The organism is Streptomyces sp. NPDC048825, from assembly GCF_043198355.1.
Lineage (GTDB): Bacteria > Actinomycetota > Actinomycetes > Streptomycetales > Streptomycetaceae > Streptomyces > Streptomyces xiangluensis.
Genome location: NZ_JBICUR010000003.1, coordinates 289957 through 309543, shown reverse-complemented (window position 1 = coordinate 309543; position 19587 = coordinate 289957). Strand labels below are relative to the sequence as shown.

At 69.3% G+C, this 19587-nt stretch carries 18 protein-coding genes and 1 tRNA gene; 5 read left to right on the top strand and 14 right to left on the bottom strand.

From position 1 onward, the window contains the following. Positions 1-62: 62 nt before the first annotated feature. The 3 genes from ACGFNK_RS10015 to ACGFNK_RS10005 all read right to left on the bottom strand — a co-directional run bounded on the left by ACGFNK_RS10015 (position 63) and on the right by ACGFNK_RS10005 (position 5197). On the bottom strand, positions 63-1904 hold the full coding sequence (locus tag ACGFNK_RS10015) for a tetratricopeptide repeat protein (protein ID WP_393413732.1): 1842 nt from the start codon (positions 1902-1904) through the stop codon (positions 63-65). A gap of 229 nt (positions 1905-2133) precedes the next feature. After that, positions 2134-2207: transfer RNA gene (locus tag ACGFNK_RS10010), tRNA-Met, on the bottom strand. Between the two features lie 65 nt (positions 2208-2272). Next, positions 2273-5197: a UPF0182 family protein gene (locus tag ACGFNK_RS10005; RefSeq protein ID WP_393414406.1), complete on the bottom strand. Its 2925-nt coding sequence runs from the start codon at positions 5195-5197 to the stop codon at positions 2273-2275. 135 nt (positions 5198-5332) lie between these two features. Here ACGFNK_RS10005 and ACGFNK_RS10000 point away from each other — a divergent pair, with 135 nt between their 5' ends. After that, on the top strand, positions 5333-5890 hold the full coding sequence (locus ACGFNK_RS10000; RefSeq protein WP_393413729.1) for a PPA1309 family protein: 558 nt from the start codon (positions 5333-5335) through the stop codon (positions 5888-5890). A 37-nt stretch (positions 5891-5927) separates the two neighbouring features. Here the strand turns inward: ACGFNK_RS10000 and ACGFNK_RS09995 are convergent, their stop codons facing one another. The 4 genes from ACGFNK_RS09995 to ACGFNK_RS09980 all read right to left on the bottom strand — a co-directional run bounded on the left by ACGFNK_RS09995 (position 5928) and on the right by ACGFNK_RS09980 (position 9184). Continuing rightward, a complete protein-coding gene (locus tag ACGFNK_RS09995; RefSeq protein ID WP_393413726.1) occupies positions 5928-7022 on the bottom strand; it encodes a PDZ domain-containing protein in 1095 nt (364 codons plus the stop codon). A gap of 106 nt (positions 7023-7128) precedes the next feature. Further along, positions 7129-7362 (bottom strand): hypothetical protein, encoded by a 234-nt coding sequence (locus tag ACGFNK_RS09990; protein WP_393413723.1) that lies wholly within the window; start codon positions 7360-7362, stop codon positions 7129-7131. Between the two features lie 171 nt (positions 7363-7533). Beyond that, the gene (locus tag ACGFNK_RS09985) at positions 7534-7992 is read right to left on the bottom strand and encodes a molybdenum cofactor biosynthesis protein MoaE (protein ID WP_393413720.1); all 459 of its coding nucleotides are present in this window, start codon (positions 7990-7992) and stop codon (positions 7534-7536) included. A gap of 79 nt (positions 7993-8071) precedes the next feature. Continuing rightward, positions 8072-9184 carry an SDR family oxidoreductase gene (locus ACGFNK_RS09980; protein ID WP_386339265.1) on the bottom strand — a complete coding sequence of 371 codons (1113 nt, stop codon included), beginning with the start codon at positions 9182-9184 and terminating at the stop codon, positions 8072-8074. Positions 9185-9376: 192 nt separating this feature from the next. Here ACGFNK_RS09980 and ACGFNK_RS09975 point away from each other — a divergent pair, with 192 nt between their 5' ends. Further along, a complete protein-coding gene (locus ACGFNK_RS09975; protein WP_393413717.1) occupies positions 9377-10816 on the top strand; it encodes a zinc-dependent metalloprotease in 1440 nt (479 codons plus the stop codon). Beyond that, positions 10813-11334: an NUDIX hydrolase gene (locus tag ACGFNK_RS09970; protein WP_393413714.1), complete on the top strand. Its 522-nt coding sequence runs from the start codon at positions 10813-10815 to the stop codon at positions 11332-11334. The genes ACGFNK_RS09975 and ACGFNK_RS09970 overlap by 4 nt, the downstream gene beginning before the upstream one ends. Before the next feature lie 56 nt (positions 11335-11390). Here ACGFNK_RS09970 and ACGFNK_RS09965 read toward each other — a convergent pair whose 3' ends face one another. The 4 genes from ACGFNK_RS09965 to ACGFNK_RS09950 form a co-directional block, all read right to left on the bottom strand. Then, complete coding sequence (locus tag ACGFNK_RS09965; protein WP_165341100.1) at positions 11391-12146, bottom strand: AIM24 family protein; 756 nt, start codon at positions 12144-12146, stop codon at positions 11391-11393. A 16-nt stretch (positions 12147-12162) separates the two neighbouring features. After that, entirely contained in the window at positions 12163-12843 is a 681-nt protein-coding gene (locus ACGFNK_RS09960) for an AIM24 family protein (RefSeq protein ID WP_386339274.1), read from the bottom strand. 13 nt (positions 12844-12856) lie between these two features. Then, positions 12857-14584: a TerD family protein gene (locus ACGFNK_RS09955; protein ID WP_393413710.1), complete on the bottom strand. Its 1728-nt coding sequence runs from the start codon at positions 14582-14584 to the stop codon at positions 12857-12859. Positions 14585-14728: 144 nt separating this feature from the next. Further along, positions 14729-15322 (bottom strand): M48 family metallopeptidase, encoded by a 594-nt coding sequence (locus tag ACGFNK_RS09950; RefSeq protein WP_393413708.1) that lies wholly within the window; start codon positions 15320-15322, stop codon positions 14729-14731. A 233-nt stretch (positions 15323-15555) separates the two neighbouring features. Between ACGFNK_RS09950 and ACGFNK_RS09945 the strand changes: the two genes are divergently transcribed. Both ACGFNK_RS09945 and ACGFNK_RS09940 read left to right on the top strand, forming a co-directional pair. Beyond that, positions 15556-16749 carry a TOMM precursor leader peptide-binding protein gene (locus tag ACGFNK_RS09945; RefSeq protein ID WP_393413706.1) on the top strand — a complete coding sequence of 398 codons (1194 nt, stop codon included), beginning with the start codon at positions 15556-15558 and terminating at the stop codon, positions 16747-16749. Beyond that, positions 16742-18136: an ABC1 kinase family protein gene (locus tag ACGFNK_RS09940; protein WP_393413704.1), complete on the top strand. Its 1395-nt coding sequence runs from the start codon at positions 16742-16744 to the stop codon at positions 18134-18136. The genes ACGFNK_RS09945 and ACGFNK_RS09940 overlap by 8 nt, the downstream gene beginning before the upstream one ends. A gap of 236 nt (positions 18137-18372) precedes the next feature. On the opposite strand, the gene ACGFNK_RS09935 is transcribed toward ACGFNK_RS09940, so the two are convergent. The 3 genes from ACGFNK_RS09935 to ACGFNK_RS09925 all read right to left on the bottom strand — a co-directional run bounded on the left by ACGFNK_RS09935 (position 18373) and on the right by ACGFNK_RS09925 (position 19554). After that, positions 18373-18696 carry a hypothetical protein gene (locus tag ACGFNK_RS09935; RefSeq protein ID WP_386342155.1) on the bottom strand — a complete coding sequence of 108 codons (324 nt, stop codon included), beginning with the start codon at positions 18694-18696 and terminating at the stop codon, positions 18373-18375. Continuing rightward, on the bottom strand, positions 18693-19061 hold the full coding sequence (locus ACGFNK_RS09930; RefSeq protein ID WP_262007304.1) for a WhiB family transcriptional regulator: 369 nt from the start codon (positions 19059-19061) through the stop codon (positions 18693-18695). Before ACGFNK_RS09930 ends, ACGFNK_RS09935 begins: the two co-directional genes overlap by 4 nt. A 175-nt stretch (positions 19062-19236) precedes the next feature. Then, positions 19237-19554 (bottom strand): hypothetical protein, encoded by a 318-nt coding sequence (locus ACGFNK_RS09925; RefSeq protein ID WP_393413702.1) that lies wholly within the window; start codon positions 19552-19554, stop codon positions 19237-19239. Positions 19555-19587 lie beyond the last annotated feature (33 nt).

Sequence of the window (19587 nt, the reverse complement as noted above, 5' to 3'; positions counted from 1 at the left end):
GGCTGGTTCGCCGGGCCTGTGGGCAGGCGATACCTCCAGACCCGGCGCCCCTGAGAGGCCCCTCAAGCGGACAGTTCGTCCTTCAACGCGTCCCGCAGTCGGGCCGCCCGCTCGGAAACCTCATCGGGCCCCAGGACGACCGCCCGGTCCGCCCACCGCTGGCCCTCCGCAAGCTCTCCCCGACGCGCGTAGACGAGGGCAAGCCTCAAAGCCGCCCGCCCATGTCCCGCATCAGCGGCCCGGGCCCACCACAGGGCGGCCTCCGGCTCACTGCCCTCCCGGGCGAGCAGCAGACCGAGGTTGAACGCGCCGTTCCGAGACCCCGCCTCCGCAGCCTCCCGATACCACCGGGCCGCCTCGACCACGTCCCCACGAGCGGACGCCAGCATCCCGACCCGCACCTGGGCACGCCGGTGCCCCTGAGAGGCAGCCCGCTCGTACCACTCCTCGCACTCGCTCTTCTCGGTCGCCGGCTCCCCAAGCTCATGCGCGGACGAGGGCGGGCGCCGGGCGTCGAGCACGGCAGCCAGCCGGTACGCCGCCTCCGCGCTCCCTCCGCCGGCGGCACAGCGCAGATGCCTCTCGGCCTCCCGCTCGTCGCCGTCCCGCAGCCGCGCGATCCCGACCTGGAGCGCGGCCTCGGTGTGCCCGGCGGCAGCGGCCTGCTCATACCACCTGAGCGCCGCGGCGTCCTCGCCCCGGCCCGCGTGCAGGATCCCGAGGTTGAACGCGGCGTCGACGCTGCCGGCCTCCGCGGCCTTGGAGAACCAGGGCTCGGCCCCGGCCGCGTCGCCGACCTGGAGCAGCAGGATCGCCAGCGCGTTGGCCGCCTCGCGGTGTCCCGCGTAGGCCGCACGCCGGTACCACTGCTCGGCCTGCCCGGTCCGCCCCTGCTCGGCGCAGAGCAGCGCGAGGTTGTAGGCGCCGTTCACATCACCGGCGTCCATCGCGGCGCGGTACCAGCGCTCGGCGGTCTGTGTCTCGCCGCGCTCGGCGTGCAGCGCGCCCAGGGCGTTGGCGGCGTTCCCGTCGCCGTCCTGGGCGGCGCGCAGCCACCACACGGCTGCGCTCTCGGTGTCGCCCGCGTCCCGCAGCAGGAACCCGAGCGCGCAGGCGGCGCGTGCCTCGCCGTCCTTGGCGGACGTCAGATACCAGCGACCGGCCTCCTTGAGCTTCCCGCGCTTCTCCAGGATGACGCCGAGGTGCAGCGCGGCCCTGCGGTGTCCGCGTGCGGCGGCCTGCCGGTACCACTGCTCGGCCTCGGCCATCACGGACAGCCCGGCACTCTTGTCGGCTTGGTCGGCGCCCCCCTGCTCCGTGGACTGTGCGGGCACCGCGGGCTCACCGGCGGCGGCCCGCCGGTCCAGCGCGCGGGCGAGCCGGTACGCCGCCTCGCGGTGGCCCCGGTCGGCGGCGGCCCGCATCCATGCCTCGGCGGCGGCGTCACCGCGGTGCTCGAGGAGGTCGGCGAGCGCGTACGCACCGAGGGTGTGGCCCTGCTCGGCGGACTGGCGCAGCCAGTACTCGGCGGCGGGCTCGTCCCCGCGCTCACGGTGGTGGCGGCCGAGCGCGTGCGCGGCGGCGGCCGATCCGGCGACGGCGGCGATCCGCCACCAGCCCGCGGCCTCGTCGGCGTATCCGCGCTGGTGCAGGAGGACACCCAGGTTGTTGGCGGCGGCACGGTCACCGGCGGCGGTGGCAGCACGCAGCTGAGGCTCGGCTCCGTCGAGATCGCCGCGGCGCAGCAGCAGGCTTCCGAGGACGCTCATCGCCTCGACGTCGCCGGCTTCGGCGGCGAGCCGATGGCGTGCCTCCTCCGCAGCCTCGCCGGTCTCGTCCCGGTCGGAGGGCTGCACAATCCGCCCTGTCTCCAACAGAGTTGCCTTGTCCCCCATAAAGTCCATCGTCGCACCACCTGCAACCTGGGTACACCTGGTATACCGCAGCCAGTGAGGTCACTTCAGCGTTTTGTCGACATGCCCACAGAGAGACAAGTCAAACACAGATTTCTCAACTCTCCACGCATGGAGCGGCCTTAATTGGGGCAACCCTGGTCGGATGGGCGAACGCACACACGACCCACACACGCCGAAGGGCCCGAATCCTTTGAGGATCCGGGCCCTTCGTCTTCAGTAGCGGGGACAGGATTTGAACCTGCGACCTCTGGGTTATGAGCCCAGCGAGCTACCGAGCTGCTCCACCCCGCGCCGTTGTTCGGCAACCGTATCACGGCGCGGGACGGACCTTTCACTCAGTCACTGACAGCCGCTGGTCAGCCGCTTCCGCCGCTCCCTTCGGTGTTGCCGTCGCCGTTGCCCGCGCCCTCACCACCGGTGTTGTCGGGCTGGGCCTGGGCTTCCTCGGCCCGCTGCAGCGCTTCCTGGAGGTCCTGCTGCGCCCGGCCGTACGCCTCCCAGTCGCCCTTCTTCAGGGCTTCCTGGCCGGCCTCGTAGGCCTCCTGGGCGTCGTCGAGCGCCTGTTGGACCGTCGTGTCACCCGTCGCCGGTGGTGGCTCGGTGGTGTCATCGCCCTCGTCCGGTGGCGGAGGCGTGCCCTCCGTCGCAAAGACCTTGTCGAGCGCCTCGGCGAGCGTGTCCTCGAAGGCGGTGGTGCCTCCGTACGACACCGCGACCTTCTTCAGCAGCGGATACTCGGCGTTGCTGCCCTGTACATAGATCGGTTCGACGTACAGGAATCCGGCGTCCATGGGCACCGCGAGCAGATTTCCGAAGATCATGTTCGACTTCGACGTCTCCGCGTTCCGCGTGAACTCCTGGACCGCCGGCATCGAACTCAACTTGCTCTGCCACTGCACCGGTCCGTCCACCTCGGACTCGCCGGTGACTCTGAGCAGCCGCATCGTGCCGTACCCGTCGCTGCTCGCATCGGCGTCCACCGCCATGTACGCGGACAGGTTCGGCCGTCCGCTCGGGGTGAACGTGGTCGTCAGCGAGAACCGCTGCTGGTCGTCGCCGGGCATCTTCAGCGACAGGTAATACGGCGGTACGGCGATGCTGTCTTTGCGGCTCGTCGGGTCGTTCGGCACCTGCCACACGTCACTCGCGTTGTAGAACTGGTCGGCGTTGGTGACGTGGTAGATGCCCAGTTGCTCGCGCTGCACCTTGAACAGGTCCTGCGGGTAGCGCAGATGCTCCTTGAGCTCGGCCGGGATGTCGCTCTTCGCCTTGACCGTGTCGGGGAACGCCTTCTTCCACGTCTTCAGGACCGGGTCCTTCTCGTCCCACGTGTAGAGGTTGACGCTGCCGTCGTACGCGTCGACGGTCGCCTTCACCGAGTTGCGGATGTAGTTGACCTGGTTCTGCTGGGCGACCACCGTGCGCTGGCTGTCCTCGTCCGTGAGCGCATCCGTGGTGGTGTCGCCGAGGGTCGTGCGCGACGCGTACGGATAACCGTTCGTGGTGGTGTACGCGTCGACGACCCACACGACCCGCTTGCCGATGACGGTCGGATAGGCGTCACCGTCGATGGTCAGCCAAGGCGCGACCGCCTCGACGCGCTCCTTCGGCGTGCGGTTGTAGAGGATCTGCGACCCCTCACCGATGGCGCCTGAGTACAGCATCTGTGGCTCGCTGAAGGCGGCCGCGTACGCGGCGCGGTTCAGCGGGTTCGACAAGGCGATACCGCCGTCGCCCTTGTACTGGTACGTCTTCTGGCCGCCCGCCTCCTCGTAGTCCAGCTCCTTCTGGGGGCCGCCGACGATCGAGTACTGGGTGGTCTTCTCGCCGAAGTAGATGCGCTGCTCGTAGCCCTTGTTGAAGGCGCCAGTGGTGGGCAGGCCCTGCTCGGTGAAGGCCGGGGAACCCTCGGAACCCGGCTGGATCTCTGTGCCCTTGGCCGCGATCGCGCCGTACCCGTGCGTGTAGATGAAGTGCTGGTTGATCCAGTTCTTCTTGTCGACGCGGTCGAGGTTCAGCTCACGCAGACCGATGATCGTGTCCTGACCTTTGTACCGGTCGATGTCCAGCGTTTTCGGGAACTGGTAGTACTTCCGCTCCTGTTCCAGCTGTTGGAACGTCGGCGAGACCACGTTCGGGTCGTTCAGCCGGTAGCTCGCGACCGAATCGGCTTGATCGCGCTGCTGCTTGGCGTCGTTGCCGTTGCCTGTGCCCGAGATCTCGTCGATCTTCACGCCGTCGATGCCGTACGCCTTGCGCGTGGCCTCGATGTTCTTCTCGATGTACGCGGTCTCCTTGGCCTGCTCGTTCGGCTTGACCTGGAACTGCTGCACGATCGCCGGGTACAGCCCGCCGATCAGCAGTGCCGAGAGAACCAACAGACCGAAGCCGATGACGGGCAGCTGCCAGGTGCGCCGCCACAGGGTCGCGAAGAACAGCAGGGCGCAGATGACGGCGATGCAGAACAGGATGGTCTTGGCGGGCAGATACGCGTTCGCGTCGACGTACCTGAGGCCCGTCCAGTTGTCCGTGGCCTTGAAGTCACTGGATTTCACGGCGAGTCCGTACCGGTCGAGCCAGTACGCGACCGCCTTCAGGGCGACGAACAGGCCGAGCAGCACGGAGAGATGACCGGTGGCCGCGGCCGTGGCACGTGCGCCGGGACTGGTGATCCGCAGTCCGCCATACAGGTAGTGGGTCAGTGCGGCGGCGATCACACCGAGGACCGTGGCGGCGAAGCCGAAGCCCAGCAGGAAGCGGTACCAGGGCAGGTCGAAGGCGTAGAAGGAGACGTCGAGGTGGAATTGGGGGTCCTTCTGGTTGAAGGACACTCCGTTCACCCACATCAGCCACGTACGCCATTGGCCTGCCGCGGAGGCGCCCGCGATCAGCCCGACAAGGGCGGTGATCCCGAGCAGGATCCACTTCTTGTACGGGGCCACGCCCATGCGGTAGCGGTCGAGGCTCTGCTGCTCCATCGACATGGCGCTCAGGGGTGGCCTGAGCCGGTGGGCCAGCCAGATGTTCACGCCGACGGCCAGGGCCATCAGCAGCCCGAAGACGAAGAACAGCCCGATCTTGGTCCACAGGGTGGTGGTGAAGACTGAGGAGTAGTTGACCGATCGATACCAGAGCCAGTCCGTCCAGAACCCCGCGAACATGACGAACGCCATGGCCAGCACGGCCAGTACGCCCAGTGTCATGAGCAGCGTCCGGACGCGCCGGGACGGTCGGCCCACTCTGATCCGTGGCCCCGTCGGGCCTCCGCCGCGGTCCGGCATCTGGAAAGCCAAGGTGTGCACCTCGAAGTTCGGTCTTGGTCTTCGGGCCCGGCGAACGCAGGGCCACATCTATGCAACTTACTGATGCTTTACTCGGTTCCCGGTTCCGGGTCCCAACGAGGCAGGATTGTGACTATGTCCAACACCGCCTCCACAGGCACCCCCATGGCGGCCGGTCCCCTGACCCGTGCCGTCCTCGAAATCGACGAGTACGTCTCAGGGCTCGGCTGGGACCAGCCCGCACGGCTCTTCGCGCTGGTCGACACCGCTCAGCTGCGCTCCGAGGAGCCGGGTCTCGCGGCGCGTCTCGGTCTCGCCGACGACGCTCCCGACGGCGCTCTTACCCCCATCGAACAGGAGGAACTCCCCGCGGGCAGCCCGCTGGACGAGTTTCTCGGCACCATCGCCTGGCCGGACGCGGTGGTCGGCTGCGCGCTGTCCGTGGAGCGGCTGATGCTGCCGCCGTCCGCGGAGGCGTCCGTTCCGGACGGTCTCGACGAGAAACGTCTGGCGAAGTGGGTCGCCGAGCATCCCGAGCGCCAGGAGGTCCGGATGACCGTCGGCGTGCTGCGCGGCGGGAAGCGCGAGTCGGCACTGCGGCTGCGTGAGAAAGATGCGGCGACCGACGTTCTCACCGGCTCCGACCTGGTGCCGGGGCTGGCGGAGGCGCTGGCTGCGACATTCGCCGAGTAGCACTTGCAGTACGTGACGTAGTACTTCATGAGCCGGCTCAGCTCTTCGTGCACTGGGGCAGGTCGTCGGTGTTGCCGCCGCGGATGTCCCCGAGGGCCTTCATCGCGTCGTCAAGGGTGTCGACCTTGACGAGGGTGAGCCCGTCGGGGATGTCCCGGGCGGCTGCCGCGCAGTTGTCCTTGGGCGTCAGGAAGTACTGGGCGCCCTGGTCGCGGGCGCCGACCGTCTTCATCTCGATGCCGCCGATGGGGCCGACCTTGCCGTTGTCGTCGATGGTGCCGGTGCCGGCCACGAACTTGCCGCCGGTGAGGTCGCCCGGGGTGATCTTGTCGACGATCCCGAGGGCGAACATCAGGCCGGCGCTCGGACCACCGACGTCGGCGAGCTTGATGTCGATCGTGAACGGGAACGTGTGATCGGTCCCGGCCGCGATGCCGACGATCGCGCGCTCCTCGCGATCATCGTCCGACTTCGTCGTGGTGATGGTGATGTCCTCGGTCTTCGTCGCCGTCCGCTTCTCCTTCTCGGCGGCGGTCTGCTCCTTGGCGGGCACGACGGTGAAGACGACCTTCTCGCCGGGCTTGTGCTTGGTGACCAGCTTCGCCACCTCGTCGTACGCCTTGACCTGCGTACCGTCCACAGCCTTGATCACATCGCCCGCGTGCAGCTTGCCCTCGGCCGGGCTGTCCTTGAGCACGGAGGAGACGATGGTCCAGGACTTCACCGGGATGTTCCGCTCCTTGAGGGCGGCGACCTTGGCGCTCTCCTGGGACTGGCTGAACTCCTCGGCGTTCTCCTGCGTCGACTGCTCCTCCGTCTTGCCGTCGGGATAGAGCGTGTCGTGCGGGACCACCTTGTTGTCGTGCGCCAGCCAGCCGTACACGGCCTCGACGAGGTTCATCTTGTAGTCGGCGCTCGTGACGCGGACCGTCGTCATGTTGAGATGGCCGTCCGCCTGGTAGGTCTTGCGGCCGGAGATCTGCAGCACCGGCTCACCGTCGTGCTCGCCGAGCGTGTTCACCGTCGGACCGGGTGACATCTCCGAGTACGGCACATTGATGAAGACCCCTGCGCACAGGAGCGCGATCAGCATCAGGGTGGAGGCGAGCATCGTCGCGGTGCGGCGTGGCATGGAACGACAGTACGGGACCACCCTGTCAGTGCACCGTCGGGGCCGCCCGTACGGGACCCCCGGGGGCCGGGGCGCAGAGCGTCTCGGGCGCCTTCGGTGCCGGTGGTCAGGCGTCCGTGGGCGACTTCTCCATGTGCTGTTCCTCCACCGGCTCCATGTGCTTTTCCTCCACCGGCTGCTTCGCCAGGTGGGGCTTCTCCATGGCCTCGCGGAAGCGCCTGTAGCCCGCGAGCTCGGTGCCGTCCCCGATGGACCTGCGGTTCCGGCCGACCCATGTGCCCCACAGTCCGGCACCGATCGCAGCCAAAAGCGGAATCAGCAACCAGGCGAGCGCCGCCATGCCGACCTCCCAACCCCGTGAAGCAACCGCAACTGACTGATCAGCAGATTAACCATGCTCGTGTCCAACGCTCATGGCAGGGGTCGGGTTACGCAACCGGAACGCGCGCATGCACTTGGCAGGCGCCCACCCGCCCTCCCGTCGCCCGACCACCACCCCTCAACGACGGCGCTACGCGCCGACCCACTCTTCTGTCCCGTCCGAGAACTTCTGGTGCTTCCAGATGGGCACTTCGTGCTTCAGGTCGTCGATCAGCTTGCGGCAGGCTTCGAAAGCCTCGCCACGGTGGGGGCAGGACACGGCGACCACGACAGCAAGATCCCCGACCCTGAGATCCCCCACCCGGTGAACGGCTGCCAGCGCCCGCACCGGATACTCGGCGACAACCTTCTCGGCTATGCGCCGCATCTCCGCCTCGGCACTGGGATGGCAGGAGTACCCGAGCGCGTCGACGTCCGCTCCCCCGTCGTGATTCCTGACGGTCCCGACGAACAGCGCGGTCCCTCCGGAGGCATCGTCCCCGACGGCTCGGAAGACCTCGTCCACGGAGAGGGCGGTCTCCCGAATCGCCAACAGCTTGACGGGATCCTGCGCCCCCTGCTCACCGGGGTGATCACTCGTAGTTGCCATACGCCCATCGTGCACTACGCCACTGACAACGGGGAATGCAGTTCTCTCCGGGCACGCGACCGCGGGGCGTTCACGTGCGTCAGATGCGCCGTCGGGCCTTCCGTGCCCGGCGGACCAACGCGGCCGTACCCAGCAGTGCGACCGTCGCGCCCGCGGCGCCGGCGGCGGTGGCATCCTTGCGGCCGAGGCGGCGACCGGCCACCGTGTGCCGCCCGGCGACCTCCTCCAGGAGCTCGGCGAGGACCTCCTCGTTGGTCCACTGCGGGCGCCATCCGGCGTCATGGAGCCGGCTCCCGCTGACCACCCAGGGGTACATCGTGTAGGCGAGGTCTCCGGCGGGCGACGGTGTGAGCCCGATCCGGTGGAGCCGGGCCGCGGCCCCCAGAGCGACGGCCGAGGGCAGTTCCATCCGCCGGATCCCGCTGAGCTCCTCGACCTCCTCCTGTTCCAGCCACCCGTCGCAGCCCACGGCCAGCTCCCCGTCGACCTTCTCCAGGACGGCGTACTCCAGGGCACTGCACAGGTCCTCGACGTGGCAGAACTGCCAGGCGGGCCGGGACCCGGCCACGACCAGCAGCCGGGGCGACTCGAAGTAGCGCGTGAGGGCCGTGTCGGTGCCTCCGACCAGCACGGCGGGCCGTACGACGGTGACGTTGAGCCCGGGATGCGCGCGGGGCGCCCGCTTCGCGAGCCGCTCGACCTCCAGGAGATCGCCGACGCCCGTGGCCTCCGCGGTGGCGCGCAGCTCGGCGTCTTCGGAGAGGGGCAGTTCGTTGTCGGGCAGCGCTCCGTAGACCATCGCCGAGGTGCACAGCACCACCCGGTGCACCCCGGCGGCTGCCGCGGCGGTGAGGACGGTCTGGGTGCCTCGCACGTTGTAGGCGGTGCGCGCCGCCGGATCGGTCTCCAGGTCGAGGTCCAGCGCCAGATGGACCACGACGTCGGCGCCGCGCAGTTTCTCGGCGATCACCGGGTCTCGTACGTCGAGGATGTGCCACTGGGCGTCCGCGCACTCACCGCGCCGCTCGTCGATGGCGATGACCTGCTTGATCTCGTCGCTGGCGGCGAGCCGCTCGGTGAGCAGCGCACCGATGCCGTCGGCGGCGCCGGTGACCGCGACTACGGGGCCGCGTAGGGCCGGACTGGTTGAGGGGTTTCGCGCTGCGCGAACCTGTGGATCTGGGGAACTCACCGGGCGTCTCCAGCGGTTGTCTTCAGTAAGGACGCGCGTGACGCGTACGTACCAGGTGGCATCCATCCTGCCGCAGCCCAAGAGTCGGCGAAGCATCGAGGCCGGAACCGGCCACTGTGTCTACGCTGGGTGGTGTTGTCGGGCAGCCGTGCCGTCGGAGAGAACCGGCGGCCTTACCAGCCGAGGAATCCCGTGAGTGACACCCCATTCGGATTCGGCCTTCCGCCGGAGGAGCCGGACGACGGCGACGAGGGCAAGAAGAAGGACCAGCAGAGCGGTGGTGGCCAGGGACCGGCCAACCCGTTCGGTTTCGGGTTCCCCGGAGCCGGCGGGCCCGGCGCCGACAACCCGCTCGCCGCGATGTTCGGTTCCATGAACCCCAACGATCTGGGGGCCGCGTTCCAGCAGCTGGGCCAGATGCTCTCGTACGAGGGCGGCCCGGTGAACTGGGACATGGCCAAGCAGATCGCCCGTCAGACGGTGTCCCAGGGCGCCCCTGACGGCAGCAAGGACTCCAGTGTCGGCCCCGCCGAGCGCTCCGGGGTCGAGGAGGCCGTGCGCCTGTCCGACCTGTGGCTGGACGACGCGACGTCCCTGCCCTCCGGCGCCGGCTCCGCGGTGGCGTGGAGCCGCGCGGAGTGGGTCGAGGCGACCCTTCCGGTGTGGAAGGAGCTCGTCGACCCGGTCGCCGAGCGTGTCGGCGCGGCCATGGGCGATGTCCTTCCCGAGGAGATGCAGGCCATGGCGGGCCCGCTCATCGGGATGATGCGCTCCATGGGCGGCGCCATGTTCGGTACGCAGATCGGGCAGGCCGTGGGCGTGCTCGCGGGCGAGGTCTTCGGTTCGACCGACATCGGTCTGCCGCTCGGCCCGGCGGGCCGGGCCGCGCTGCTTCCCGTGAACATCGAGGCGTTCGGCAAGGACCTCGGTGTGCCGAAGGAGGAGGTGCGGCTGTACCTCGCCCTGCGTGAGGCCGCCCACCAGCGTCTGTTCGCGCATGTGCCGTGGCTGCGCTCGCACCTGTTCGGGGCGGTCGAGGGCTACGCGCGCGGGATCAAGGTCGACACGGCCAAGCTGGAGGACGTGGTCGGCCAGCTCGACCCGTCGAACCCGGAGCAGCTTCAGGACGCACTCCAGCAGGGCATGTTCCAGCCGGAGGACACACCGGCCCAGAAGGCTGCGCTGGCCCGCTTGGAGACGGCGCTGGCGCTCGTCGAGGGCTGGGTGGACGCGGTCGTGCACGCGGCGGCGAAGCCGCGCCTGTCGTCGGCGGACGCGCTGCGTGAGACGCTGCGCCGCCGCCGTGCGTCGGGCGGTCCCGCCGAGCAGACCTTCGCCACGCTGATCGGCCTGGAGCTGCGCCCGCGCCGGCTGCGGGACGCCTCGCGGCTGTGGGCCTCGCTCACGGACGCGCGCGGCGTCGACGGCCGGGACGCTCTGTGGGCGCACCCGGACATGCTGCCGACCGCCTCCGACCTGGACGACCCGGACGGCTTCGTGCACCGCGAGCAAATGGACTTCTCCGAGCTGGACAAGATGCTCGGGGAGGCCGCGGGCGGCTCCGCCGAGAAGCCGAACCTCACGAAGGATGAGGACAAGAAGGACGACGACAAGGGCGACAGCGCCGAGTGAGCCTCCATGACGACGCGGTCCTCGTACTGAAGAGCTACGAGGACCAGGAAGTGCTGTGCCAGGCATATCTGGACCATCTTCAGGCGCACCCGGACGGCATGTGGAAGGCCTGCGAGGCCGGGCACATCACGGCGAGTGCCCTGGTCATCGACCCCGGGCACGGCCGCGTGCTGCTGACGCTTCACAAGAAGCTGCGCATGTGGCTTCAGATGGGCGGCCATTGCGAGCCTCAGGACGCCACTCTGGAGGCTGCGGCCCTGCGTGAGGCCACGGAGGAGTCGGGCATCACTGGTCTGACGCTGCTCCCGGGCGGGCCCGTACGGCTCGACCGGCACCCGATCCCGCCGCCGTGCCACTGCCACTTCGACGTGCAGTACGCAGTGCTGGCGCCGGCCGGCGCGGTCCAGGAGATCAGCGACGAGTCCCTCGACCTGCGCTGGTTCGCGTATGACGAGGTGGCGGACGTGGCGGACGACTCCGTGGTGCGACTGCTGGATGCCACGCGGGCCAGACTCTGAACCGGTAAGGGGCGGCCGCAGTGGCGGCCGCCCCTTACACATGCCTCCTGGGAGGCTCAACTCCAGACGTTGCCCTGGTTCTGCCCCCGGGCCCCCTGCTGGCCCACCCCGTACTGGGCGGCGACGCCGGAGCCGATCGTCGCGTTCTGCGGCGGCAGCAGCTCGCTGGGCTGGACGAGCACGTAGCCCTGGCCCATGAAGCTGAGCTCCCAGCCCTCACCGGTGTTGCCGCGGCGTCGGAACACTCCGGAGGAGTGCGTCTGGGCCTGCATCTGTACACGCAGACTCGTCGACCAGGCGACGATCGCGTCGGCGTCGCAGTTGACGAAGCGGTCGGGGGTGACTTGCATCATCAGCGGCATCCCCGAGGTCATCAGGGCGGCCTTGCCCCGCCCGGAGATGTTGAGCTGGTACTTGCCGGAACCGGAGATGCCGTACTGGCTGTCCACGGCGATCACCTCGTGGTGCAGCGAGGAGTCCATGGCAAGGACGTAGCTGCTGTCCACGGTGAGGCCGTCCTGGTCCACGTCCACCACATGGATGTGCTGGGCGAGGTTGGCCAGATAGACGGTGCCCTGCCCATGGCAGCGCATCAGGTCGAGGCCCTCTCCCGTCTGTGCGCGGGAGCGCCGCTGACCGGAACTCTGGAACTCGGCGTCGAACTCCACCAGCCCCTGGTAGGCGACCATGGTGCCCTTGCGGGCGAGCACGTCGTCGTGGCCCTCCAGGGCGACTCGCAGCATCTGCTTGTTCTGCAGGCTGTAGCGCTCCTGGGACTGCTGCTCGTTGTAGGCGAAAAGCGGGCTCTGCATGATGTCTGGCTCCCCCTCAGCCCCGGACTCGGAGGCGGTCGGTGCTGTCCTCGCTGGGCTGGACGACGACGATGCCCTGCCCGGAGAAGCCCATCTGGAACGCCTCTCCGCTGCCCCTCCCGATCAGCGACCCCGCCTTGAAGGTGCGCTTGCCCTTCACCTTGAGGTTCGGGGACCAGGCGACGAGCGCGTCCGGGTCGACGTACGTCTCGTCCTCTCCGCCGCCGCAGTCGACGACGATGGGCTTGCCCCGGGAGGTCAGCGCGACCCAGCCCTGCCCGGAGATCTTGGTGTTCCACAGGCCCTGTCCGGCGAATTTCGCCAGTCCCTTGACGCGTTCGACGCCCCACTGGAGGTGTGCGTCGAAGGCGAGCAGGTTGGTGGCGTTGACGGAGATTCCGTCGCCGTTGAGGTTGATGACGACCACGTTCGCTCCGTAGTCGGCCAGGTAGAGCAGGCCGTCTCCGGAACACTTCATGAGGGGTGCGCCCTCGCCGGTGGCCCAGTCGCGTGCGATCTGGCGCACGGCGGGCGGATTGGGCTCGTACTGGACGAAGCCTTCGTAGGCGACCATCGACCCCACGCGCGCGAGGAGGTCGCTTCCGCTCTGCATGGCGACCTTGAGCATGTGGTTGCCGTGGTTCTCCATGCGTGCGGCAACGGGTGCCGGGGCGAAGCCCGCGAGCTGCTGGTTCATATGACGGGCTCCCTCAGACCTCGTACGGCTGGACGACGATGAAATTGCCGGGTGCGCCGCGGAACTGGAGGTTCACGCTCTCTCCGGTGTCGCCCGGGTAGGCGTTGCGGCGCATGCGCACCTGGCTGGAGACGATCACCTGGGAGGCGGCGGACCAGGCGACGACGGCATTGCAGTCGGCGAACGTCGTCGGCGTGACCGGCAGCACCACGGGCGCTCCCTGCGTCTTGACGATGATCGTGCCTGTCCCCTGGAACTGCATCGTGAACAGCGCCCCTCCGGGGATGCCGTGCCCTTCGATGCGGCGGACCTCGTGCTGGAGTGTCTCGTCGAACGCGAGGACGTTCTCCGCGGAGACGCAGATGGCGTCCCCTTGCAGTTCGATGGGGTGCAGCATGGCGGACTTCTCGGCGAGGAACACCTGGCCCTTGCCCGAACAGCGCATCAGCTGCATCTCCTGGCCGGTCGCGTTGCCCACGATCCGGCCGGAGAATCCGGCGCTCTTGTAGCTGAAGTCGACCTTGCCCTGGTAGAGCACCATGCTGCCCTGGCGGGCGAGCACAGCCTGGTCACCGCCCATGCCGAGGTCGACCCGGACCATCTTCTTGTTCTGCTGGGTCCAGCGCTGGCCGGTGGGCGCCTCCTTGTACGGCTGGAGCGCCGCGGCGACACCGGCACCGCCCTGGGGAGCACCCTGCGGTACCGCGTACCCGGCAGGCGCACCCGGAGCACCGGGCTGGCCCGGGACCTGGCCGAACGGCGGCTGCTGACCGTACCCCGGAGGCGGGCTCGGCTGACCATAGCCGGGCGGCGGGGCCGGGGCTTGAGGTGCCTGGGGCTGTCCGTAGCCGGGCGGCAGAGGGGCGCTCGGGGCTGGGGGCTGGCCGTAGGGAGACTGCTGCTGGTTCGGCGGCTGCCCGTAGGGCGCGGGAGCGGGCGCCGGAGGCGGTACGGGAGCGCCGCCGGGCGGAGTCATGGGCGCGGCGATGGTCGGTGCGGCGTGCACCGGGGGCGTGGGCTCCGGAGGTGCGGGTGCCTGCGGCGGGGTGGCTGCCGACGGCGGCGCGAACCCCTGGGCGGGCTGCGGCGCGGGGGCAGGAGCCGGCGTGGCGGGACCTGACGGGGCGCCGAACGCGGGCGGCGCGGTGGCCTGGGCGGGCGGCGCGAAGGACGGTGCATTCGCCTGCGGCTGCGGTGCAGGGGCGGGCTCCTCCTCTGCGACCTCGCCACCGAAGTTCTTCAGCAGCGCGTCGAGTCCGCCGTCGAAGCCCTGCCCTACCGCCGCGAACCGCCATACGTCCTTGAGGTAGAAGTCGCCCAGCATCACGGCTCGTTCGGTGGAGAACTCGCTGCCGTTGAAGGAGTACCGGGCCACCTCCTCGCCACCCGCGACGACACGGAGGTATCCGGGGGCGATCTGCGACAGCTGCCCGGCGCCGTCGAGCGTCGCCGTGAACGACAGCCTCTGGATCTGCGGAGGGATCTTGTCGAGCGTCACGCGGAAGGACTCCGTGTCGCCCGCCTGCGCTCCCAGGAGCTGAATGGACTCCTCAGGAGTCTTCGGCTGGTTGAAGAAGACGAAGTACCTGTCGTCCGAAAGCCGTTCGTCGGCGTCCAGACCGAAGCAGCTGATGTCGAAGGTCAGTCCGGGGCCGGTGATCTGCACACCTACGTACAGATCGGTGCCCGCGGTGAGGTCACTGATCTTGGCCTTGTGGCCGCGTTGGAATTCCCTGGCCATGCGTAACGACCGTCCCCCATCCCGATACGAGTGCGTCGCGCGTCAGGCTAACCGCAAAATCCGGCCGCGGACGAAGCCGGTACAGACCCGGTACACAATCCCTGCTTCCGGCCCGTACCAGCGCAGTCGCGCCGCCGGAACCTGTCACTCGTCGCGCGCGGCGGGCAGGTGGGGCAGCCGGTCGGCGGCGACCACCCCTTCGAGGTAGCCGCGGGCCCGCTCGGTACGCGGATAGGCCTCGAGGAGTTGCCAGAAACGAGGCCCGTGGCCGGGCACGAGCAGATGCGCGAGTTCGTGGACGAGGACGTAGTCGACGACGTACTCGGGCATTCCCTGCAAGCGGTGCGAAAGGCGGATGCTGCCCTCTGCCGGGGTGCATGAGCCCCAGCGGGTGTTCTGGTTGGTGACCCAGCGGACCGAGGAGGGCAGGGCGAGGCCGTCGAAGTACAGGTCGGAGAGCCGGGCGGCACGTTCGGAGAGTTCCTCGTCGCCGAGTACCCGCTTGTTCTCCTGGGCGGCGAGCTTGTCGAGCATGACGCCCACCCAGCGCTGCTCCTCCGCCTCGGACATCCGGGCGGGGATCAGCACGACGGTACGATCGCCCTCGCGGTACGCGGAGACCGTTCTGCGCCGGCGAGTGCTCCGTCGGACCTCGATCGCGCTCGTCCCCGAGCCGGTCGGCGGCTCGCTCGTCGTGCTGCGCTGTGGTTTTCCGCGGTTCAGTGGGTCGGCGGACACGCCCCGACGGTACCTGTTGGGCATGGTGGAAGTCCCGCCTCCGGGACGGTTCGATGCCGATCCGCGCTCTACGCGCCCGGTTTATCCCTACTCCGTACGCCTGATTTGTACGACGAATACCCCCAGCCTGTGGATAACTTTGGGCCTCCGCCGACCGATGCGTGCATGCTGGCAATCGACCGGCGGAGCAGGACGAGCCCCACCGGCACAACGGGGACGTACGGGGGTCTGTCATGCATCCGATGGTGAAACCCGCGCTTCGGCGCGCCTGGCGGGATCTGAACACCGTGCAGTTCGGGATGGCACCGGCACATGCGATGGTGCTCGGCCCGATGGACACGGCGACGAGCAGCTTTCTGACCTTGCTCGACGGAACACGCGGGCTTCCTCTCCTACGCGACGAAGGCCACCGCATGGGTCTGCCCGACGGCCATGTCGACGGGCTCGTGGAGCGGCTGGCCGGAGCAGGTCTGCTGGACGATGCGACGGGCGGCGGCCCGGACGCGGACACCCTGCGCGAGAAGAAAGCGGCTTTGGACCGGCTGCGGGCCGACCTCGCCTCCCTTTCCCTGGTCGCGCCCGGACCGGGCGAGGGCATGCGCCGGCTGGCGGCCCGCCGTTCCCTGCGCGTGCAGGTGTGGGGCGCGGGCCGGGTCGGTGTGGCTCTGGGCTGCACGCTGTCAGGCGCGGGCGTGGGCCAGGTCGATGTACGCGACGGCGGCTGCGTCAAGCCTTGGGACGTCGCACCGGGCGGTCTGCCCGTCGACTCCATCGGCGAGCGCAGGGAGGAGGCGGCACGGCGGGCGGTGCGCCGGGCGGCGCCCAGCCGCCCACCACGGCGCGGCGGCGCACAGTCGCCGCCCGACGAACAGGAGCCGGGACTCTCCCTGGTGATCCTCGCGCCACGGGACGGTCTTTCCGCCCACGCTCCCGACCCGGTCACCGCCGAGCCGCTGATCGCATCCGGGACACCGCATCTGTACGCCGGGGTCGTGGAGGGCACAGGAGTCGTCGGCCCGCTGGTCCTGCCCGGCGACACGCCCTGCGCGGGCTGCCTGGACCGGGGCCGCACCGACCGCGACCCGAGCTGGCCGCGCCTGGTCGCACAGTGGCGCTCCGGGCAGCCCCGTCAGGTGCAGGCGTGCGATCTGACACTGTCGGCCACGGTCGCCGGGCTGGCCGCAGGGCACGCACTCGCTTTCCTTGACGGGGAGTTGCCGTCCAGCGCGGGTGCTCGCTGGGAGGCGTCGGTGCCCGGTTTCGACTGGCAGACACGCCCCGTGTGGCCGCATCCCGCATGCTCGTGCGGGACTGCGGAGAAAGCTAAGGGGGAGCAGACCTCGGAAGACGAGAGGCCGCACGAGACAATGGACGGGCGACAGCCGCAAGCGGCTCGGCTGTCCGGTACTTGGAGGGCGCATGTCTGATCTTCCCCGGAAGGCGGTCACCCGGACCGCCAAGCTCGCCGCCCTACCGCTCGGCTTCGCCGGGCGGGCCACATGGGGCATCGGCAAACGGATCGGCGGGAAGTCGGCGGAGATCGTGGGCCGCGAGCTGCAACAGCGCACGGCGGAGCAACTGTTCAAGGTGCTCGGCGAGCTCAAGGGCGGCGCGATGAAGTTCGGGCAGGCGCTGTCCGTTTTCGAGTCGGCGCTGCCCGAGGAGGTCGCGGGTCCGTATCGCGCGGCACTGACGAAGCTTCAGGAGGCTGCACCGCCGATGCCGACTCGCACGGTGCACACCGTGCTCGAGGAACGGCTGGGCAAGGACTGGCACGACCTGTTCGTGGAATTCGAGGACAAGCCGTCCGCGGCGGCCTCCATCGGACAGGTACACCGCGCGGTGTGGCACGACGGCCGGGAGGTCGCAGTCAAGGTGCAGTACCCGGGGGCGGGCGAGGCGCTGCTCTCCGACCTGAACCAACTCAGCCGTTTCGCCCGGCTCCTCGGGCCGCTCATTCCGGGGATGGACGTCAAGCCGCTCATTGCAGAGCTGCGCGACCGGGTGTCCGAGGAGCTCGACTACGGCCTGGAGGCACAGGCTCAGCAGGCTCATGCGGAGGAGTTCGCGGACGACCCGGACGTACTGGTGCCGGCTGTGGTCCACCAGTGCGAGCAGGTGCTGGTCACCGAGTGGATCGACGGGATCCCCCTGTCAGAGGTGATCACCGACGGTACGCAGGAACAGCGGGACCGGGCAGGACAGCTCCTCGCCCGCTTCCTCTTCTCCGGCCCGGCCCGCACCGGCCTGCTGCACGCCGACCCGCACCCTGGCAACTTCCGCCTCCTGCCCGACAAGTCCGGCGACCCCCACGGCAAGGACGGTATGGATGGCTGGCGCCTGGGCGTACTGGACTTCGGCACGGTGGACCGACTCCCCGGCGGCCTGCCGCCGACCATCGGCGACTCGCTGCGAATGACCCTCGACGGCGAAGCAGAAGCGGTCTACGAACTGCTCTGCGAGGAGGGCTTCGTCAAGGAGTCGATAGAGCTCGACCCGGACGCCGTCCTGGATTACCTGCTCCCCATCATCGAGCCGGCCAAGGTCGACGAGTTCACCTTCACCCGAGGCTGGATGCGCAGCCAGGCGGCGCGCATCGGCGACCCCCGCTCCCCCGCGTACCAGCTCGGCAAGCAGCTCAACCTCCCCCCGGCGTACCTGCTGATACACCGTGTGACCTTGAGCACCATCGGCGTGCTGTGCCAACTGGGTGCCACGGTGCGGCTCCGAGAGGAACTCGAGGAGTGGCTGCCGGGCTTCATGCCCGAGGACGAAGCAGTCCTGGAGGAGGGGGAGTCGGCGGCCGAGGCGTGAGGCTCGGGCGGGGGCTTGAGCGCGTGCGTGTGTGAGCGGGGTCCGACGGATGGCGGGGGGGACGGGGCGGGGGCGGGGGCGGGGCCCCCGGGGACACAACGCATCGCGGGGGCCGGCCCATTCGGACCGGCCCCCGCGATCAGCAGTTTGCTCCACTGCCGTTGCCGACGCCAAAGCCATTGCGGCTGCTGCGGCTAGCGGCTGTTGCGGCTTGCGGCTGTTGCGTCAACGCGGCCTTACTGCATGACCGCCATGGCCAGGGCGCGCCGAGCGCGCAGCGACGCGCGCTCGGCGCGGCGCTGCATCCGGCGGGCCGTCGCCACGCGGATCGCCCGGCGCTCGGCCTCAGCGGCGCGCTGCCGCTCGTGCATATGCGCACGAGCCAGGGCTTCTTGGATGAGTTGCATCTCACGGGTCCTGTTCTGACGCGAGTCGTTCGCGCCGGTGGTGGTGAACTCTGGAATCGCGGAGCCGGCGGGCTCGCTGTTGGACGGCTTCATCGGGGCCTGATCCTTGGGGTCGTGCGTCAGGGGGCGATCGATCGTTCCTGTGGTGGTCATGCCGCGACCGGGTTCTTGCGCGGGCGGCCACGCGGCCGCTTGCGGGCGACAACGACACCCTGGACGAAGAGCTCGCCACCCCAGACGCCCCAGGGCTCACGCCGCTCCTTGGCGCCGGCGAGGCAGGCCTCGATCAGCGGGCAGGTGCGGCAGAGGGACTTGGCGTACTCGACATCTGCCGGCGACTCGGCGAAGAAGACCTCCGGGTCGTTGGAGCGGCAGGGGACGGGCACGCCGAGGTTCTCGATGGCGTCGTCGAGCGCGGTGAGCGCAGTGAGCGGGGTCAAGGTGGAGTCCTCCGTGAGGCCGGGCGGGGGGATCGTTTCGGAAGGCGGTACGGACGGGGCGTGCGCTTCGAGTTGCACGGTTCGTCTTCCTCGTCTGGTCGTGCCGGCCGGGTTGGCCGGTTGGCGGCTGGTACCGGGTTCTTTTCTTGTCCCGAGGCCCCTTCGCTCTGTCGTCCCTGGTCGGGGACAAACAGAAGGGCCGCGGATCCCTGGTGGGGTTCCGCGGCCCTGAAGGCGCCGGCCTGATCGCCGATCAGGCTGGATCACTCCAGGGTTCAGGCCCACGGAAGGCCCACATCGTGTGGTGCTGCGTCTGCTTGCGGGATCCGGCACCGGCGGCCGCAAAGGCATAGGCCTGTGCCTGCGCCTCTACTGCTTCCAGTGCCTTCATCGGTCGCTCATTGCGCTCACGGACGGGAAGGACCGCGAGAGACACGGCGGACGTCGGCCGGACAGCAGGAATGCCGGACAGACCGGTGCCCAGGTTCGAGACGCCGAGCAGGCACGTGGAGACGACCGAGCGATCGGTCATTTTGACGGTGCTGATGGAGCTGGTGTTGATGCTGATCACTGGAATCGCCTCCTCTCGGCGTCTTAGGGGACC

Excerpts from the sequence above, each read along its gene's own strand:
- ACGFNK_RS09990 (WP_393413723.1), bottom strand. The coding sequence starts at position 7,362 with ATGGCGGCGCTCGCCTGGTTGCTGATTCCGCTTTTGGCTGCGATCGGT.
- ACGFNK_RS10000 (WP_393413729.1), top strand. The coding sequence starts at position 5,333 with ATGTCCAACACCGCCTCCACAGGCACCCCCATGGCGGCCGGTCCCCTG.
- ACGFNK_RS09955 (WP_393413710.1), bottom strand. The coding sequence starts at position 14,584 with ATGGCCAGGGAATTCCAACGCGGCCACAAGGCCAAGATCAGTGACCTC.
- ACGFNK_RS09935 (WP_386342155.1), bottom strand. The coding sequence starts at position 18,696 with ATGACCACCACAGGAACGATCGATCGCCCCCTGACGCACGACCCCAAG.
- ACGFNK_RS10015 (WP_393413732.1), bottom strand. The coding sequence starts at position 1,904 with ATGGACTTTATGGGGGACAAGGCAACTCTGTTGGAGACAGGGCGGATT.
- ACGFNK_RS09940 (WP_393413704.1), top strand. The coding sequence starts at position 16,742 with ATGTCTGATCTTCCCCGGAAGGCGGTCACCCGGACCGCCAAGCTCGCC.
- ACGFNK_RS09995 (WP_393413726.1), bottom strand. The coding sequence starts at position 7,022 with ATGCCACGCCGCACCGCGACGATGCTCGCCTCCACCCTGATGCTGATC.
- ACGFNK_RS10005 (WP_393414406.1), bottom strand. The coding sequence starts at position 5,197 with ATGCCGGACCGCGGCGGAGGCCCGACGGGGCCACGGATCAGAGTGGGC.
- ACGFNK_RS09965 (WP_165341100.1), bottom strand. The coding sequence starts at position 12,146 with ATGCAGAGCCCGCTTTTCGCCTACAACGAGCAGCAGTCCCAGGAGCGC.
- ACGFNK_RS09945 (WP_393413706.1), top strand. The coding sequence starts at position 15,556 with ATGCATCCGATGGTGAAACCCGCGCTTCGGCGCGCCTGGCGGGATCTG.
- ACGFNK_RS09960 (WP_386339274.1), bottom strand. The coding sequence starts at position 12,843 with ATGAACCAGCAGCTCGCGGGCTTCGCCCCGGCACCCGTTGCCGCACGC.
- ACGFNK_RS09985 (WP_393413720.1), bottom strand. The coding sequence starts at position 7,992 with ATGGCAACTACGAGTGATCACCCCGGTGAGCAGGGGGCGCAGGATCCC.